At 66.1% G+C, this 15868-nt stretch carries 13 protein-coding genes and 1 tRNA gene; 8 read left to right on the top strand and 6 right to left on the bottom strand.

All coding sequences use genetic code 11. The features are described 5' to 3' along the window. Nucleotides 1–89: 89 nt before the first annotated feature. Entirely contained in the window at nt 90–1358 is a 1269-nt protein-coding gene (locus tag ACHWUQ_RS16115; protein WP_394681744.1) for a purine-cytosine permease family protein, read from the top strand. Between the two features lie 13 nt (nt 1359–1371). On the opposite strand, the gene ACHWUQ_RS16110 is transcribed toward ACHWUQ_RS16115, so the two are convergent. Both ACHWUQ_RS16110 and ACHWUQ_RS16105 read right to left on the bottom strand, forming a co-directional pair. Then, on the bottom strand, nt 1372–2721 hold the full coding sequence (locus ACHWUQ_RS16110) for a 3-deoxy-D-manno-octulosonic acid transferase (protein ID WP_394681743.1): 1350 nt from the start codon (nt 2719–2721) through the stop codon (nt 1372–1374). A gap of 15 nt (nt 2722–2736) precedes the next feature. Then, on the bottom strand, nt 2737–4125 hold the full coding sequence (locus ACHWUQ_RS16105) for a phosphomannomutase/phosphoglucomutase (RefSeq protein WP_230776853.1): 1389 nt from the start codon (nt 4123–4125) through the stop codon (nt 2737–2739). A 298-nt stretch (nt 4126–4423) separates the two neighbouring features. On the opposite strand from ACHWUQ_RS16105, the gene ACHWUQ_RS16100 reads away from it, so the two are divergent. Then, nucleotides 4424–5374, top strand: a complete 951-nt coding sequence (locus tag ACHWUQ_RS16100) for a DMT family transporter (RefSeq protein ID WP_394681742.1) — start codon at nt 4424–4426, stop codon at nt 5372–5374. Between the two features lie 2 nt (nt 5375–5376). Here ACHWUQ_RS16100 and ACHWUQ_RS16095 read toward each other — a convergent pair whose 3' ends face one another. Then, nucleotides 5377–5874 carry a Fur family transcriptional regulator gene (locus ACHWUQ_RS16095; protein ID WP_394681741.1) on the bottom strand — a complete coding sequence of 166 codons (498 nt, stop codon included), beginning with the start codon at nt 5872–5874 and terminating at the stop codon, nt 5377–5379. Nucleotides 5875–5950: 76 nt separating this feature from the next. Then, entirely contained in the window at nt 5951–6502 is a 552-nt protein-coding gene (gene msrA / locus ACHWUQ_RS16090) for a peptide-methionine (S)-S-oxide reductase MsrA (protein WP_230776847.1), read from the bottom strand. A gap of 203 nt (nt 6503–6705) precedes the next feature. Between msrA and ACHWUQ_RS16085 the strand changes: the two genes are divergently transcribed. From ACHWUQ_RS16085 to ACHWUQ_RS16060, 6 genes are all read left to right on the top strand, one after another. After that, on the top strand, nt 6706–7380 hold the full coding sequence (locus ACHWUQ_RS16085) for a TetR/AcrR family transcriptional regulator (RefSeq protein ID WP_394681740.1): 675 nt from the start codon (nt 6706–6708) through the stop codon (nt 7378–7380). Further along, a complete protein-coding gene (locus ACHWUQ_RS16080) occupies nt 7377–8582 on the top strand; it encodes an efflux RND transporter periplasmic adaptor subunit (protein ID WP_394681739.1) in 1206 nt (401 codons plus the stop codon). Before ACHWUQ_RS16085 ends, ACHWUQ_RS16080 begins: the two co-directional genes overlap by 4 nt. Nucleotides 8583–8585: 3 nt before the next feature. Further along, a complete protein-coding gene (locus tag ACHWUQ_RS16075) occupies nt 8586–11750 on the top strand; it encodes an efflux RND transporter permease subunit (protein WP_394681738.1) in 3165 nt (1054 codons plus the stop codon). A gap of 59 nt (nt 11751–11809) precedes the next feature. Next, on the top strand, nt 11810–12523 hold the full coding sequence (locus ACHWUQ_RS16070) for a protein-L-isoaspartate O-methyltransferase (protein ID WP_230776831.1): 714 nt from the start codon (nt 11810–11812) through the stop codon (nt 12521–12523). A 53-nt stretch (nt 12524–12576) separates the two neighbouring features. Then, nucleotides 12577–12912, top strand: a complete 336-nt coding sequence (locus ACHWUQ_RS16065) for a rhodanese-like domain-containing protein (protein ID WP_394681737.1) — start codon at nt 12577–12579, stop codon at nt 12910–12912. An 80-nt stretch (nt 12913–12992) separates the two neighbouring features. Beyond that, complete coding sequence (locus ACHWUQ_RS16060) at nt 12993–14414, top strand: TolC family outer membrane protein (protein ID WP_394681736.1); 1422 nt, start codon at nt 12993–12995, stop codon at nt 14412–14414. A gap of 42 nt (nt 14415–14456) precedes the next feature. On the opposite strand, the gene ACHWUQ_RS16055 is transcribed toward ACHWUQ_RS16060, so the two are convergent. Next, complete coding sequence (locus ACHWUQ_RS16055; protein WP_394681735.1) at nt 14457–15428, bottom strand: hypothetical protein; 972 nt, start codon at nt 15426–15428, stop codon at nt 14457–14459. A gap of 350 nt (nt 15429–15778) precedes the next feature. Further along, nucleotides 15779–15853: transfer RNA gene (locus ACHWUQ_RS16050), tRNA-Val, on the bottom strand. Between the last annotated feature and the right edge of the window lie 15 nt (nt 15854–15868).

Raw genomic sequence — 15868 nt, 5'->3', positions numbered from 1 at the left:
GCAGGCTGGGCACAATAGCGGCACTTCTAGGCGCCCGGGGCCGCCCTGCGCAACCGCCTCTTTCGCAGCACTCCAAAAAATAACAGACCATGACTGCCAACGCATCGTCCGCCTCCAACCTCGCCCTCCATCCCGTCACTGCGCAAGAGCGTGTTTTCAACGGCTGGCATCTGGCCTCGCTGTGGTTCAGCCTGGGCGTGGGACTGCTGGTGATGCAGGTCGGCGCCTATCTGATGCCCGCGCTGTCCACGCAGCAGGCCCTGATGGCGATCATCGGCGGCTCGGTGGTGGGAGCGGGTCTGCTGGCCTGGGTGGGCAAGATCGGATGCGACACGGGGCTGTCGAGCGCCGCGCTGATCCACCATGTCTATGGCCGCCACTTTGCCAAGCTGCCGGTACTGCTCAATATCGTGCAACTGCTGGGCTGGGGTGCTTTCGAGTTGGTCGTGATGCGCGAATCCACGGTGGCCATTGGCCGCCAGGCCGGCGGCATGCAGGCGGCGTACTGGCCCTGGCTGGCGACCCTGCTCTGGGGCGGGCTGCTGGTGGCGCTGATGACCGGCTCCATGGTGCGGCTGGTGCGCCAGCTGATCTCGCGCATCGCGCTGCCGCTGGTGGTGCTGTCGCTGCTGTGGCTGAGCTGGCAGTTTGTGGGCATGGCAGTGCAGCAGGGCCTGCCTGCATTGTGGAGCCGCGCCGGCGCCGGCGGCATGGGCGTGATGCCCGCACTCGACCTGGTGGTGGCCATGCCCATTTCCTGGCTGCCGCTGGTGGCCGACTATGCCCGCTACGGGCGCGATGGCCGCAGCGCCCTGGCCGGCACCTGGATCGGCTTTGGCATTGCCAATATCTGGTGCTATGCACTGGGTGTGCTGGTGGCCCTGGTGCTGCCCAGCACCGACCTGGTCGCTGCCTTGCTGCTGGCCCAGGGCGGCTTGATTGCGCTGTCGCTGGTGCTGCTCGATGAGGTGGACAATGCCTATGGCGATGCCTACTCGGGCGCAGTATCGGCCCACAGCCTGCTGCCGCGCTGGGGCGTGCGCGGCTGGGGCATTGCGATGGCTGTAGCCAGCACTGCGCTGGCCGTGGTGCTGCCGATGCACAGCCTCGAGCCCTTTTTGCTGACCCTCAGCTCCATCTTTGTGCCGCTGTTTGGCGTGATTCTGGGCCGCCTGTCCTGGGGTGGCTACCAGCCTGGCAATGCGCAGGCTGCCGTGCACCTGCTGCCCCTGGCGCTGTGGCTGGGTGGCATTGCGCTCTACCACGGCCTGGCCGCCTGGGCGCCCCAAGCGGGATCGGCCTTGCCCACCCTGGCGCTGACCTTTGTGCTGGCATTTGCCACCCGCTCCAGGGCCTGAAAGCCTGGTCTGGCTAGGCAGGATCCTCGTCGAACAGCGAGGCCTCGAAGCTCGAGTTGACAAAACCGTCCGTCGACTCCAGCACGGCAGCCACTAGCTGCGCGCTCGCCTTGGCCGCACCCCGGTGCGCCTGCGCAAACTGCAGCGCTGCGCGGCGCATGCGGCTGTGGCTGGCCCTGTCGGTGGCAATGGCCACGGCCTGCTGCAGACCTTCGTCCATGCCTGGCACGCGCAGCCCGGCACCGGCTTGCACGCTGCTGTCGGCCGCCTGCGCAAAGTTGAAGGTGTGCGGGCCCATCACCACCGGGCAGCCGCAGGCGGCCGCCTCGATCAGGTTCTGGCCGCCCAGGGGCGCAAAGCTGCCGCCCAGCATCGCCACATCGGCCAGGCCGTAGTACAGCTGCATCTCGCCCATGCTGTCGCCCAGCCACACATCGGCAGGCTGCGGCCCCTCATGCCACTGGCTGCGGCGTGATATCTGCAAACCGGCACGCTGCAGCAGTTGCACAATCTCGTCAAAACGCTGCGGGTGGCGCGGCACCAGCAGCCATTGCACCTTCGCAGCGGCTTCCGGGTCGCTGCTGCGCAGCTGTGCCAGCGCCTGCAGCCACAGGGCCTCTTCGCCCTCCCGGCTGCTGGCCAGCATCACCACCGGCTTGCCTGCCGCATGGTGCCAGGCCTGGCCCTGGGCCAGTTGCGCCGCATCGGGTTCGACATCGAATTTGAGGTTGCCCAGCACGGCAGTGACCTCGGCCCCTGCGGCGCGCAGGCGGGCGGCATCGGCCTCGGTCTGCGCGATCACCGAGCGTAGGCTTTGGTAGGCCGGGCGCGCCAGCCAGGCCAGGCGCTGGGCACCGCGCAGGGATTTTTCGTTGAGCCGGGCATTGGCCAGCACCAGTGGCACATGCTCGCGCTGGCAGCCAGCAGCCAGGCCCGGCCACATCTCCGTCTCCATCAGAATGCCGATCGAGGGCCGGAAATGGCGCAAAAACGCGTTCACGCTGGCGCGGTCATCCCAGGGCTGCCAGACCTGGATATCGCCAGGCAGCAGCAGCTTTTGCCCCTCCTCACGGCCAGTGGCCGTGCCGTGGGTCAGCAGCAGGCGCAATGCGGGTATCTGCAGCCGCAACTCGCGCAGCAGGATGGCCGCAGCGCGGGTCTCGCCCAGCGATACCGCATGGATCCAGACCAGCGGCATCTCGGGCACCGCCCGGTAGCGCGGCAGATCGCCGTAATCGCCAAAACGCTGCTCCACCATCTGGGCGTAGCCGGGCTCCTGCACCGCGCGGCGCGCCAGCTTGCGCCGCACCAGCGGGCGGGCAAGCCGTGCCACCCAGCCGTAGAGCATCAGGCTCAGACCCATCGACTTGGCCGCGCCTTAGTGCGACGCGCTGCCGACCACGGCATCGGGCTTGACCTTGAGCAGCAGCGCTTTCATCTCGTTCTGGATGCGGTGCAACGCTGCCTGCGTGTGGCCTTCAAAGCGCAGCACCAGCACCGGCGTGGTGTTGCTCGCACGGATCAGACCAAAACCATCGGGCCAGTCCACCCGCAGCCCGTCAATCGTATTGATCTGGGCGGGTTCGCTGAACACATCGGCCGCCATCTCCTGCAGCTGGGCGCTGAGCTTGTGCGGCTCGCCCTCCTGGCATTCCACATTGAGCTCTGGCGTGCTGTAGCTGCTGGGCAGCGCATGCAGCAGTGCGCAAGGATTTTGCGCCTTGCTGAGGATCTCCAGCAGGCGGCAGCCGGCATAGGTGCCGTCGTCAAAGCCGTACCAGCGCTCCTTGAAGAAGATATGGCCGCTCATCTCGCCGCCCAGCGGCGCATTGGTCTCGCGCATGCGCGCCTTGATCAGCGAATGCCCGGTCTTGTACATCACCGGTTTGCCGCCTGCGGCCTCGATCGCCGGCGCCAGGCGCTGCGAGCACTTGACGTCATAGACGATCTCGCCACCGGGCACGCGCGAGAGCACGTCCTGGGCAAACAGCATCATCTGGCGGTCCGGGTAGATGTTCTGGCCGTCCTTGGTCACGATGCCCAGGCGGTCGCCATCGCCGTCAAAGGCCAGGCCGAGCTCGGCATCGCCGGTCTGCAGTGCCTCAATCAGGTCACGCAGGTTCTCGGGCTTGCTGGGGTCCGGATGGTGGTTGGGGAAGTTGCCATCCACCTCGGAGAACAGTTCGGTCACCTCGCAGCCCAGCGCGCGGAAGATGCCCGGCGCGGTGGCGCCGGCAATGCCGTTGCCGCTGTCCACGACGATTTTCATCGGGCGGGCCAGCTTGATGTCGGAGACGATGCGCTCGACGTAGGCTGCCGTCACATCCTCCTCGCGCAGCTTGCCGCCGCCCTGGAAGCGCCAGCATTCCTTTTCCATGATCTGGCGCAGCTTCTGGATCTCTTCGCCATAGATGGCGCGGCCGGCCAGCACCATCTTGAAGCCGTTGTAGTCCTTGGGGTTGTGGCTGCCGGTCACCTGGATGCCGCTGTGGCACAAGGTGCTGGCGGCAAAGTACAGCATGGGCGTGGTCACACGGCCCACATCGATCACCTCGATACCGGCCTCCACCAGGCCCTGCATCAGCGCGCGGCTCAAGGCATCGCCGGACAGCCGTCCGTCACGCCCCACCGCGACGACCAGCTCGCCAGCGGCAATCGCCTGCTGGCCAAATGCGCGGCCCAGCTTCAGTGCCACGCTCTCGTTGAGCGTGCTCGGCACGACGCCGCGGATGTCATAGGCTTTGAAGATTGTCGAAGAAATCGGCACAGAACTCACCTTGTTGTTGGCGCAGAACAGGCATGAAAAACGGCCTCCTGGAGAAGCCGCGCCATCACTGCGAGACAGCTATTGTAGGCACGCTCCGGGCCAGGGCCAGCCAGTTGCCCATTTGGCGGCCAGGGCGCAGCGCCGCCAGACGCGCCACCGGGCCCGCGTACAGGCGGATGGGCCGCGCCGCTGCGGCCCTTTCACTGCCCTTTGCACGGCACGCATCAATACACCGCAAGAATGTCACCAATGGCCAGCGCGGCGCCCGCTAGCATGCTGTCTGCCCTTGCGAGAACCTATGCGCCCCAACCCTTCCTCAGCGGCTGCCTCCGCCCCTGGTCCTTCCCACCTGTCGGCGGCGCCCAGCGCCAGCCGCTGGCTGCCCCCTTTTGTGCTGCTGGCGGTGCTGTGGGGCGCGTCCTTTCTTTTCATGCGCCTGGGCGCCTCGCAGTTCGGGGCGGTGCCTACCGCTGGCCTGCGTGTGATTCTGGCGGCGCTGTTCCTGCTGCCGGTGATGCTGATGCGTGGCGAATGGCCTGCGCTGCGCCAGCACTGGAAGCCTGTGTTGTTCTCCGGCATCATCAATTCGGCCATTCCGTTTTCACTGTTTGCCTACGCGGTGGTCTACATGCCCACCGGCATGGCCTCGGTGCTCAACGCCTGTGCTCCGCTGTTTGGGGCCTTGGTGGCCTGGCTCTGGCTGGGTGACCGCATCACCGGCCTGCGCGTCACCGGCCTGCTGATCGGGTTCACCGGCGTGGCCCTGCTCGCGCTGCATGACAAGCCGGCCACCGCAGGCGCGGCCAGCTGGAGCGCCTACGCCGCCATCGCCGCTTGCCTGTGTGCGTCGCTGAGCTATGGCGTGGCGGCCAGCTTTGCCAAGCGCTACCTGGTGGGCGTGCCGCCACTGGCCACGGCCACCGGCAGCATGGTCGGTGCCAGCCTGTGCCTGCTGGTCCCCACGGTTGCGATGTGGCCCAGCCAGACGCCGTCCTGGACCTCCTGGCTGGCCGTTGCCGCCTTGGCGCTGCTGTGCACCAGCGTGGCCTACATCCTGTATTTCCAGATCATCCAGACCGCCGGGCCCAGCCGCGCGATTGCGGTCACCTTTCTAGCGCCGGTATTTGCGCTGGTCTATGGCAACTGGTTTCTGGCGGAGCCCATCACCGCCTGGATGCTGGGCTGCGGCGCCGTGGTGATTGGCGGCACCATGCTGTCTACGGGGCTGATTGGCCGCAAACTGCGCTGAGATCAGGCTTTCTTGTGCTCGTGCTTGCAGTCGGCGCAGAGGCCCTGCAGGCGCAACTCGGTCTGCTCCGGTGCCAGCCCCTGCTCCTGCAGCACCTGCAGGTACTGCGCCATGGCCTGGTTGACCTGCGCCGTGGCCGCGTCCCCGGCTTGCTCGGCCAGACTTTGTACCGAATGGCAATCGGTGCATTCATAGCGCACCTGCAGCGGCTCCGGCGCGTTCGCACGCAGCGCATAGCGCGTCAGGCGCTCGGCATCGACGCTTTTGACCAGCTTGCCGGCAGCGGCCAAGCGATCGAGCAAGCGGTAGCTGGTGACCCGGTTGACCTCGACGCCCATCTTCTGCAGCCGCGCCTGCACCTCGGCCACAGACCATTGCACGCCCGGCTGGCCACCGACCAGGGCCAGCAAAGCCTTGGTAGCGCGCGTGGCACGCATGCCGGGCGGCAGGGACTGCACGCTCAAGGCGGCAGTGGCAGGGGATGGGGTACGGGCGGACATCGGTGGCGGGGCGGAATGGCTTTGATGCAATTGTGTTGCATTATGCCCATCGCCCGCGCCCGGCACCCACGCAGCGCTACTTCAACCAGTCTGCAAAACGGGTTTCCAGCTTGTCGACCTTGGGCGCCACCACATAGGTGCAATAGGGTTGGCGTGGGTTGTTGTCGAAATAGTCCTGGTGGTAGGCCTCGGCATTCCAGAAGTGCTGCAGCGGCTCCACCTCGGTGACCACCGGCGCACCCATCTGGCCGGAGGCATTGAGCTTGTCGACGAAGGCCTGGGCCTGGGCCAGCTGCTCGGGCGTGGTGGTGTAGATGCCGCTGCGGTACTGCGGGCCCACATCATTGCCCTGGCGGTTCAACGTGGTCGGATCATGGGTTGCAAAAAAGATGTGCAGCACCTTGTCCAGCGGCAGCACCTGCGGCTCGAAAGTCAGTTCCACACATTCGGCATGGCCCGTCGTGCCGGTGCACACCTGTTCGTAGCTGGGGTTGGCGATCTGGCCATTGGCATAGCCGCTGACGACCTTGACGACGCCCCGCACACGCCCGAACACCGCCTCGGTGCACCAAAAACAACCTCCGGCAAGATAAATTTTTTCCACGGGGGACTGGCTTTCACTGGACATGATGACTCCGGCAACATTAAGGCAAAACATCGGCTCCGGCGCTGAGAAGCAAGCCGTGAGACAGGACCATTTTTAACAGAGAAAAAGACAGCCTGATGCCAACGCTGGCTCTATATGTTTCAGGTCGTTCGCTTGACTTGTCGCGGGCAGCCGCCTACATTACTAACCCACTGGTCATTAACTTTTTGATTGCGCCGCCCACCGTGTCCACCCCGCCCTCTCCACCTGCTTTGGCCACGCCTGCGCCCCGCCGCAGCCGCCGCAAGGAGGCCCGGCCTGGCGAGCTGCTGGATGCGGCGCTGGACCTGTTTGTCAGCAAAGGCTATGCAGCCACCAAGGTCGAAGAAGTGGCCCGCCAGGCCGGTGTCTCCAAGGGCACGCTGTTTCTTTATTTCCCGAGCAAACAAGAGCTGTTCCAGGCGGTGGTGCGCCATGTGCTCAGCAGCCGTTTTGCCGAGTGGGATCTGGAGCTGGACACCTACCAGCACGACACGGCCACCTTGATCCATTATTGTTACGAGGTCTGGTGGCAGCGCATTGGCTCGACCAAGGCCTGCGGCCTGCCGCACCTGGTCATGGCCGAGGCCCACAACTTTCCCGAGATCGCGGCCTTCTACCGCCAGGAAGTGGTACTGCCCGGCAACCGCCTGATCGAGCGCGTGCTGCGCCGGGGCATGGAGCGCGGTGAGTTGGCCCCCATCGATCTGGACTATGGCGTGACCCTGGTGCTGGCCCCGCTGATCTTCTGTGCCAGCGTCAAAAGCACCGGCGGTATCTGCTTGCCCGATCACGATTTTGATATCCCCCGCTTCTTGCAGATGCAGGCCGATGCGCTGATGCATGGCATGGGGCACCCGTCCAAGGGCAGTGCCCCATGAAGCGCTTCCTGCCATGGCTGGCCGCCGCCGTGGTCGTCGCGCTGCTTGCCAGCGGGCTGTGGCGTGGCGTCAAAACCCAGCAGCAGCGCCAGCAAGCGCTGGCCCAGGCCGAACAGGCCAAGGCGCAGGCCGTCTACCAACTGGCCGCAAGCGACGCGATCACCGTGGCGCCGCAGACCCTGGTGCTGAGCCTGCCCATCAGCGGCACGGTGCAGGCGGTGCACTCCGCCACCATCAAGGCCCGCATCGCCGGTGAGCTGCAGCAGCTGCAGCTGCGCGAAGGCGACCCGGTGCGGGCCGGCGAGGTCGTCGCACGCGTAGACAGCACCGAGAGCCAGGCCCGACTGGCGCAGGCCCAGCAGCAGGCCGATGCCGCCCGTGCGCAGCAAGATATCCAGCAGCGCCAGTACGACAACAACCGGGCGTTGGCCAACCAGGGATTCATCTCGGCCACGGCGCTGGAATCGTCGCAGTCGCAGCTGCAGGCCGCGCAGGCCAACTACCAGGCAGCGCGCTCGGCGGCCGATGTGCTGCGCAAAAACCTGAGCGATACCGTGCTGCGCAGCCCCATCCAGGGCCAGGTGGCCCGCAAATGGGTCAGCAATGGTGAGAAGGTGGGCCCCGACGCCAATGTGCTGGAGGTCGTCGACCTGCGTGAGCTGGAGCTGCAGGCCCAGATACCCGCCGCCGATTCGCTGCAACTGCGCCTCGGTCAGACGGCGCAGCTGCAGATCGATGGCAGCGGCCAGACCATCAGCGCCCAGGTGGTGCGCATCAACCCCCAGGCCGATGCCAACAGCCGCAGCGTGACGGTGTACCTGCGCATTGCGCCGCCAGCCGCGCCCGCAGGCGCTGCAACCCCAGCGCTGCGCCAGGGCCTGTACCTGCAAGGCCAACTGGCCACCGGCCAGGTGCAGACCCTTGCCGTGCCGCTGGCCGCCGTGCGCACGGACAAGCCCGAGCCCTATGTGCAGCTGCTCAGCCCCCAAGGCGAATCGGGCGAATCGCTGCGGGTGCAGCACCAGCCCGTGCTGCTGGGCACGCGCAGCCAGCGTGATGGCAAGACCTGGGTGGCCATCAGCCAAGGCCTGCAGGCCGGCCAGCGCATTCTGGGCGGCCAGGTGGGCCAGCTGCGCGAGGCCACGCCGGTGCGGCTGGCGCCCGAAGCCGTACCCGCCTCGCCCGCGTCGCCCGCGTCCTGATCCATGTGGTTCACCCGCCTCAGCCTGAACAACCCGGTGCTGGCCACGATGATGATGGCCGCACTGGTGGTGCTCGGCCTGTTTTCGCTGCAGCGCCTCAAGGTCGACCAGTTCCCCAACATCGATTTTCCGGTGGTTGTCATCACGGTGGACTATCCCGGTGCCGCGCCCGAGATCGTCGAGAGCGAAGTCACCAGAAAGATCGAGGAAGCCGTCAACGCGGTGGCCGGCATCAGCGCGCTCACCTCGCGCAGCTACGAAGGCACGGCCGTCATCATCATGGAGTTCCAGATCTATGTGGACGGGCGCCGGGCCGCCGAGGATGTGCGCGAGAAGATCGCCGCCGTGCGCCCCTTGCTGCGCGACGAGGTCAAAGACCCGCGCGTGATCCGCTTTGACCCGGCCGATGCCGCCGTCTGGTCAGTGGCGCTGCTGCCTGACCCCAGCCGGGGCACGCCGCCCAGCGCGATCGCGATGACCTCCTGGGCCGACCAGGTGCTCAAGAAGCGGCTGGAGAATGTGCGCGGCGTGGGTGCCGTGAGCCTGGTGGGCGGCACACCGCGCGAGATCAATGTCTACCTGAACCCGCAGCAGATGGAGGCGTTGTCCATCTCGGCCAGCGAAGTGGCCGACGCGGTGCGCCGCGAGAACCAGGACCTGCCGCTGGGCTCGGTGCGCTCGCGCGAGCAGGACCGGCTGGTGCAGATCGATTCGCGCATGAAGCGGCCCGAGGACTTCAACCAGATCATTGTGGCCCGCCGCAACGGCGCGCCCATCTACCTGCACCAGGTCGCCCGGGTGCAGGATGGCGCGCAGGAGCTCAAAAACCTGGCCTTGTACAACGGCACCCGCACCTTGCTGCTGTCGATCCAGAAATCGCAGGAGGAAAACACCATCGAGGTGGTGGACGGCCTGCGCCGCGCGGTGGCCGAAATCACGCCCGAGCTTCCGCCGGGCCTGCGGCTGGAGCCCATTGCCGATGCCTCCCGCCCGATCCGCGTGGCCGTGGACAACGTGCGCCAGACCCTGGTTGAAGGCGCCGTGCTCACCGTGCTGATCGTGTTTCTGTTCCTGCACTCCTGGCGCTCCACCGTCATCACCGGCCTGACCTTGCCGATCTCCATCATCGGCACCTTCTTCTTCATGTATGCCTTTGGCTTCACGATCAATATGGTGACCCTGATGGCCTTGTCGCTGTGCGTGGGCCTGCTGATCGATGACGCCATCGTCGTGCGGGAAAACATCGTGCGCCATCTGCAGATGGGCAAGTCCGCCTACCGTGCTGCGCTGGAGGGCACACAGGAGATCGGCCTGGCCGTCCTGGCCACCACGTTGTCGATCGTCGCCGTGTTTCTGCCCATCGGCTTCATGGGCGGCATCATCGGCAAGTTCTTCCATGAGTTCGGGCTGACCATCGTGGTCGCCGTGCTGCTGTCGATGTTTGTCAGCTTCACGCTGGATCCGATGCTCTCCAGCGTCTGGCATGACCCCAGCGTGCACCCCGGCGGCAAGCCTGCGCGCAACCGGTTCGCACGCGCGCTGGGCCGGGCACTGGCCGGCTTCGAGGCGGCGACCGAGCAGCTGAGCGCTGGCTACCAGCGCCTGCTGGCCTGGGCGCTGCGCCACCGCCTGGCCAGCCTGCTAGTGGCGCTGGCCATCTTCATCCTCAGCCTGCTGTTGCTGCCGCTGCTGGGTACCGAGTTTGTGCCGCGCGCCGATTTCTCCGAAACCCAGATCCGCTTCAATGTTCCGGTGGGCGCCTCGGTAGAGGCGACCGAGGCCCGCGCCCGCCAGGTCGAGGACGTGGTGCGCCGCAACCCGGCCGTGCGCTACACCCTGACGACGATCAACACCGGCAATGCCAACGGCAAGAACTACGCCAGCATGTACGTGCGCCTGGTGGATCGCAGCCAGCGCAGCCAGGATGTGCAGCAAATATCGGCCAGTCTGCGTGCCGAGCTCAACCAGATTGCCGGCATCCAGGTCACGCATGTGGGCCTGCTGGAGGCCGTGGGCGGCCAAAAGCAGGTGGAGTTCTCGCTGCAAGGCCCCGATCTGCGGGAGCTCGAGCGCCTGGCGCGCCAGGTGAGCGAGCGCCTGCAGCACATCCCTGGCCTGGTGGACCTGGACAGCAGCGTGCTCGAGCGCGAGCCCATCGTGCAGTTGCAGTTCAACCGCGATGCCGCATCCGACCTGGGCCTGCCGATGGGCCAGGTAGCCACCGCGCTGCGTACCCTGGTGGAAGGCGACACCGTCGGCAACTGGCGCGCCGGCGACAACCAGACCTATGACGTAAGGGTGCGCCTGGCGCCCGAGGCGCGCGAGAACCCGCACATGCTTGCCCAGTTGCCGCTGACGGCGATGGGCGCCAATGGCCAGCCCCATACCGTGCGCCTGAGCCAGCTGGCGACCTTGACCGAAACCACCGGCCCCAACCGCATCAACCGCCGGGCGATGAACCGCGAAGTCGCCTTCAATGCCAACGCCCACCAGCGCAGCGCTGGCGAGGTGGCGGCCGATATCCGCGCGGTGCTGGCGCAAACCACCTTCCCGCCCGGCTACCGCTACGAATTTGCCGGCAGCACCAAGAACATGCAGGAATCGTTCGGCTACGCGCTGTCGGCACTGGCATTGGCGGTGATCTTTATTTACATGATTCTGGCCAGCCAGTTCCGCAGCTTTTTGCAGCCGCTGGCGCTGATGACCTCGCTGCCGCTGACCCTCATTGGCGTGGTGCTCACGTTGATGATGTTCGGCACGACCTTGTCGATGTTCTCGATCATCGGCGTCATCTTGCTGATGGGCCTGGTCACGAAAAATGCAATTTTGCTGGTGGACTTTGCGATACGGGCCCGCCAGCCGCAGTTGGCAGAGGACGGCCAGACCGTGCCGGGCCTGCCGCGCGAGCAGGCGCTGCTGCTGGCCGCCCAGGTGCGGCTACGCCCGATCTTGATGACCACCCTGGCCATGGTGTTTGGCATGGTGCCACTGGCCTTTGCGATGAGCGAAGGCGCCGAGCAGCGCGCGCCACTGGGCCAGGCGGTCATCGGCGGGGTGATCACCTCGTCGCTGCTGACCCTGGTGGTGGTGCCGGTGGTCTACTGCTACCTCGATGATTTTGCGAAATGGGCCGCCCAAAAGTGGCGGCACCCCGCTATGGAACGCTAAGCGGCCTAAAATAGGGGGTTTTTTCTTGCCCCACCCCAACAAGCCAACCGGAGTCTGCAATGAGTTTGCCACTGAACATGTCCCCCAGCACGGATGATAAGTACCGCGCAGCACGCTACAACATGGTCGAGCAGCAGGTGCGCCCCTGGAGCCTGGGCGACGAACAGGTGCTGGAGCTGATCGGCACCTTGCGCCGCGAAGAGTTTGTGCCCGATGGCCTGCAGGACATGGCGTTCATGGATATCCAGCTGCCCTTGCTGGGCGATGACGGTGAAGAAGCCATCGCCAACGGCCACTGCATGCTGCCACCCCGCGTCGAAGCACGCGTGCTGCAGGACCTGAAGCTGCAAGCCCATGAAAACGTGCTGGAAATCGGCACCGGCTCGGGCTACATGGCAGCGCTGATGTCGCGCCTGGCCAAGCAGGTCACCTCGCTGGAGATCGAGCCTGCGCTGGTCGAGCTGGCCCGCGCCAACCTGCACCGCGCCCAGATCAAGAATGTCGATGTGGTGCTGGAAGACGGCTCCAACGCGCAGGCCATCGGCGGCAGCTATGACGTGATCGTGCTGAGCGGCTCGGTCTACGAAGTGCCGGCAGCGCTGCTCGACAAGCTCAAGGAAGGCGGCCGCCTGATCGCCTTCGTGGGCACCGAACCCATGATGCGCACCACCGTCTACACACGCACGCAAGGCAGGCTGACGATCAGCCAGCCCTGGGACACCGTGGTGGCCCGCCTCAAGGGCTTTGCCGAAGCACCCCGCTTCAAGTTCTGATGACCCCCGCAGCGCGGCGGCCTGGGGGCCGGCTGCGCTGCAGAAAGTGATGTATGGAGCAAATCCGTCCCGCGCAACTCAATGAATGGCTGGCCCAGCATGCAGACCAGAACCCCCTGGTGCTCGATGTGCGCGAGCCCTGGGAGCTGCAGACCGCCTCGGTCAAGCCTGAAGGTTTCGAGCTGCTGAACATCCCGATGCAGCAGATTCCGGCGTCGCTGAACCTGCTCGATGAAGACCGCGCCATCGCCTGCCTCTGCCACCACGGCATGCGCAGCATGCAGGTTGCCGTGTTCCTGGAGCGCCAGGGCTACACCCAGGTCAGCAACCTGACCGGCGGCATCGACCTCTGGACAGCCGAGCGCGACCCTTCGGTGCCCCGCTACTGACCACCGGTCATCGTCGTCTGCGGCACGGGGTGGGCAACCGCCCTTCACGTGCCAACCTTCTTACCACCACCTTCTGCACCATGCGCCAAGCCCCCGCCCTGCCCCGTCCGAGATCAATCTGCGCCGCAGCCGCTGCGGTGCTGCTGGGGCTGGCCCAGTTGCCCGTTCAGGCCCAGAGCCTTTTGCAGATGGTGGAGCAGGCCAGTGGCTATGACGCCCAATGGCAATCGGCCCGCGCCAACCTGGATGCGGCCATCTCCCGGGGCGAGCAGGCACGCGCCGGCCTGCTGCCGCAGGTGGGGCTGCAGGCGCAGTCCCAGTACAGCCACACGGCCATCAGCAACCCCGAGTTGCGCCTGAATGGCCCCAACCACCAGATCGGCATTACTGCCAGCCAGCCGCTCTACCGCCCGGCCAACCGCATCGCGCTGGAGCAGGGCCGGCTGGGCGGCGATATCGCGCGGCTGCAGCTCGATGCCGCCAGCCAGGACCTGCTGGTGCGGGTGGCCCAGGCCTACTTTGACGTGCTGGCCGCGCAGGACAGCATGGTGTTCGTGCAGGCGCAAAAAGCCGCGGTCAAGGAGCAGCTGGCGGCCGCCAAGCGCAACTTCGATGTGGGCACGGCCACCATCACCGATTCGCGCGAAGCGGAGGCCCGCTATGATCTGGTGCGCGCCCAGGAAATCGCCGCTGAGAACGACCTCACCGTCAAACGCCTGGCGCTGGACAATGCCGTGGGCACGCCCGGCAACCAGCCCTGGCCGCTGAAGCAGCCGGTGCTGCTGCCGGTCACCATGCCCGACAATGTGCTGATGTGGGTGGACCAGGCCCAGAGCGAACAGCCGCAGATCCGCATTGCCCAGCTGGCCACCAACAACGCCAGGCTGGACACGAAGAAGGCCGAAACCGGCCACCTGCCCACCGTCGACCTGCAAGCCACCGTGGGCCGCCAGCTCTACCCCAAGGGCAGCGTCACCATGCCCACCCATGGCTACAACGCCAACCAGGCCACCGTCGGTGTGGTGCTCAACGTGCCGTTGTTTGCCGGTTTTTCGGTGCAAAACCGGGTCAAGGAAACCCTGGCGCTGGAGACCAAGGCCGAGGCCGATCTGGACAACGCCCGCCGCACCGTGGCACAAAACGTGCGCAGTGCCTTCTTTGGCCTGCAGTCGAACGCCAGCCAGGTCAAGGCGCTGGAAGCAGCCGAGGCATCGAGCCAGCTTGCACTCGATGCCAACCTGACCGGCTACCAGGTGGGCGTACGCATCAATATCGATGTGCTCAACGCACAAAGCCAGCTCTACCAGACCAAGCGTGATCTGGCACTGGCCCGCTACAACACCTTGCTGGGCCAGCTCAAGCTCAAGCAGGCCGCCGGCACGCTGACGCTGAACGACATCGAGGTACTGGACCGCAGCATGCTGACCAGCGCAGCCCCCACTGCGGCGGCCACACCAGCCCTGCCGCTGCTGCCAGCACCCCAGCCCGCAAGCCCACGCTAAAGCGCCAACCCGCCTTCGGCATCGGTCTGCACACTGCTGCCATCAAGGCGCAGTGCCAAACAAGGCCGGCCGCGCGGCATCCGAGGGCAGCACACAGGCCACATCATGGGCGCAGCCCGGCACGGTGTAGAGAGGCTGCGGGCGCGGCGGTTGCAGCACCTGGTTGACATAGGCGGCATAGCCGTCCCCCCGCTGGCGGCGAAACGGCCCTTGCAGCATGGCGGCACAGGATTTATCGAGTGCACCGTAGCTGGTGCCCTTGCCGGCGTGGTTGTCGAGTGCCCCTTCCAGGTAATGGATATCTGCCTGGCGGTAGCGCTCCCGGGCTTGGGCGGCGTTCGAGCCCAGGTAGGACGGCAGCGCTTGGGTGCCGTACTTCCAGTGGTCATAGCCCGGGCAGGATTGCGCTTCAGGCACCTGCATGCGGTAGCTGCAACCTGCATCGCTGCAAGCGGCCCAGTCCACATCCCTGCCCGCACGCTGGGGCTGCGGGCGCAGCGGATCAAAATACAGCCAGGTGCCAGGGTCGGCCACCACATAGCGCAGCGATACCCCGGCGGGCGGTTGCTGTGCAAAGCCGATGCTGCGCTGGAGCATTTGCCCACCAGCGGAAAAACCCGCCAACGTGATCTGGCGCACGCTGGGCCAGCGTTGATGGATATGGGCGATCAAGGCGTCCAGCGCGGCAATCGCGTTGATCGGGGTGTTGCCCGCACCGGGCTGGGAGTTTTGCGCGGCCAGCCAGCTGCCACAGGTCCACAGCGCATCTCCCGGCTCCGGCGCGGGAGTGCCCTGGGTGCGGCAGCGCTGGGCCTTGTCGCTGGCCACCTGGTAGAGCGGCGCAATGACCAGGGTGGTGTCCAGGCGCCCTGCGCTGCGTGCAGCGTCCAGCGCAGCGTTGAAGCTGCGGTTGGCATCCCTCGGAAAGCCATGCATGATCAGCAGCGCCGTTGCCGGCCCGCCGAATCCATCCGCCTTTTCGCCTTGCGGCGCCAGTGACGCATAGAAATGCATGCGCCCGGCCTGGCCTGGCAATGCAAAACCGTGGTAACAGGCGTCTGATGCCTGTTCGGTACAAGTCTGCGGGGCGGATGGCGGGCTGGATGGCGGCCCAGAGGCCGCCCAGCCACTGCAGGCCAGCAAGGCGGCCAGGCCAACACCAGAAGCGAGCGTGCGAGCAGTCATGTCGGTACCGTTGTATGCCAAGACCTGCCATCGTAGGCCTTTGCAGCCCAGCGGTGCAGCATTGGGGCGGGATTTACCTGGCAGCGACAGGCCGGAGACCTGCACGACATGGTGGACGGCGGCGCAGCGCACAGAAAACAAAAAGCCTCTTGAACATCACATTCAAGAGGCTTGTTGAGTGGTGGGTGATACATGGATCGAACATGTGACCCCTGCCGTGTGAAGGCAGTGCTCTACCGCTGAGCTAATCACCCGAAATCTCTCGCCGT

The organism is uncultured Comamonas sp., assembly GCF_964277875.1.
In the GTDB taxonomy this organism is placed as follows: Bacteria; Pseudomonadota; Gammaproteobacteria; order Burkholderiales; family Burkholderiaceae_C; genus Comamonas; species Comamonas sediminis.
The sequence above is the reverse complement of the archived record's forward strand: the minus strand, read 5'-3'. Positions and strand labels throughout refer to the sequence as shown.

Excerpts from the sequence above, each read along its gene's own strand:
- ACHWUQ_RS16115 (WP_394681744.1), top strand. The coding sequence starts at position 90 with ATGACTGCCAACGCATCGTCCGCCTCCAACCTCGCCCTCCATCCCGTC.
- ACHWUQ_RS16110 (WP_394681743.1), bottom strand. The coding sequence starts at position 2,721 with ATGGGTCTGAGCCTGATGCTCTACGGCTGGGTGGCACGGCTTGCCCGC.
- ACHWUQ_RS16100 (WP_394681742.1), top strand. The coding sequence starts at position 4,424 with ATGCGCCCCAACCCTTCCTCAGCGGCTGCCTCCGCCCCTGGTCCTTCC.
- ACHWUQ_RS16095 (WP_394681741.1), bottom strand. The coding sequence starts at position 5,874 with ATGTCCGCCCGTACCCCATCCCCTGCCACTGCCGCCTTGAGCGTGCAG.
- msrA (WP_230776847.1), bottom strand. The coding sequence starts at position 6,502 with ATGTCCAGTGAAAGCCAGTCCCCCGTGGAAAAAATTTATCTTGCCGGA.
- ACHWUQ_RS16080 (WP_394681739.1), top strand. The coding sequence starts at position 7,377 with ATGAAGCGCTTCCTGCCATGGCTGGCCGCCGCCGTGGTCGTCGCGCTG.
- ACHWUQ_RS16075 (WP_394681738.1), top strand. The coding sequence starts at position 8,586 with ATGTGGTTCACCCGCCTCAGCCTGAACAACCCGGTGCTGGCCACGATG.
- ACHWUQ_RS16070 (WP_230776831.1), top strand. The coding sequence starts at position 11,810 with ATGAGTTTGCCACTGAACATGTCCCCCAGCACGGATGATAAGTACCGC.
- ACHWUQ_RS16065 (WP_394681737.1), top strand. The coding sequence starts at position 12,577 with ATGGAGCAAATCCGTCCCGCGCAACTCAATGAATGGCTGGCCCAGCAT.
- ACHWUQ_RS16060 (WP_394681736.1), top strand. The coding sequence starts at position 12,993 with ATGCGCCAAGCCCCCGCCCTGCCCCGTCCGAGATCAATCTGCGCCGCA.
- ACHWUQ_RS16055 (WP_394681735.1), bottom strand. The coding sequence starts at position 15,428 with ATGCATTTCTATGCGTCACTGGCGCCGCAAGGCGAAAAGGCGGATGGA.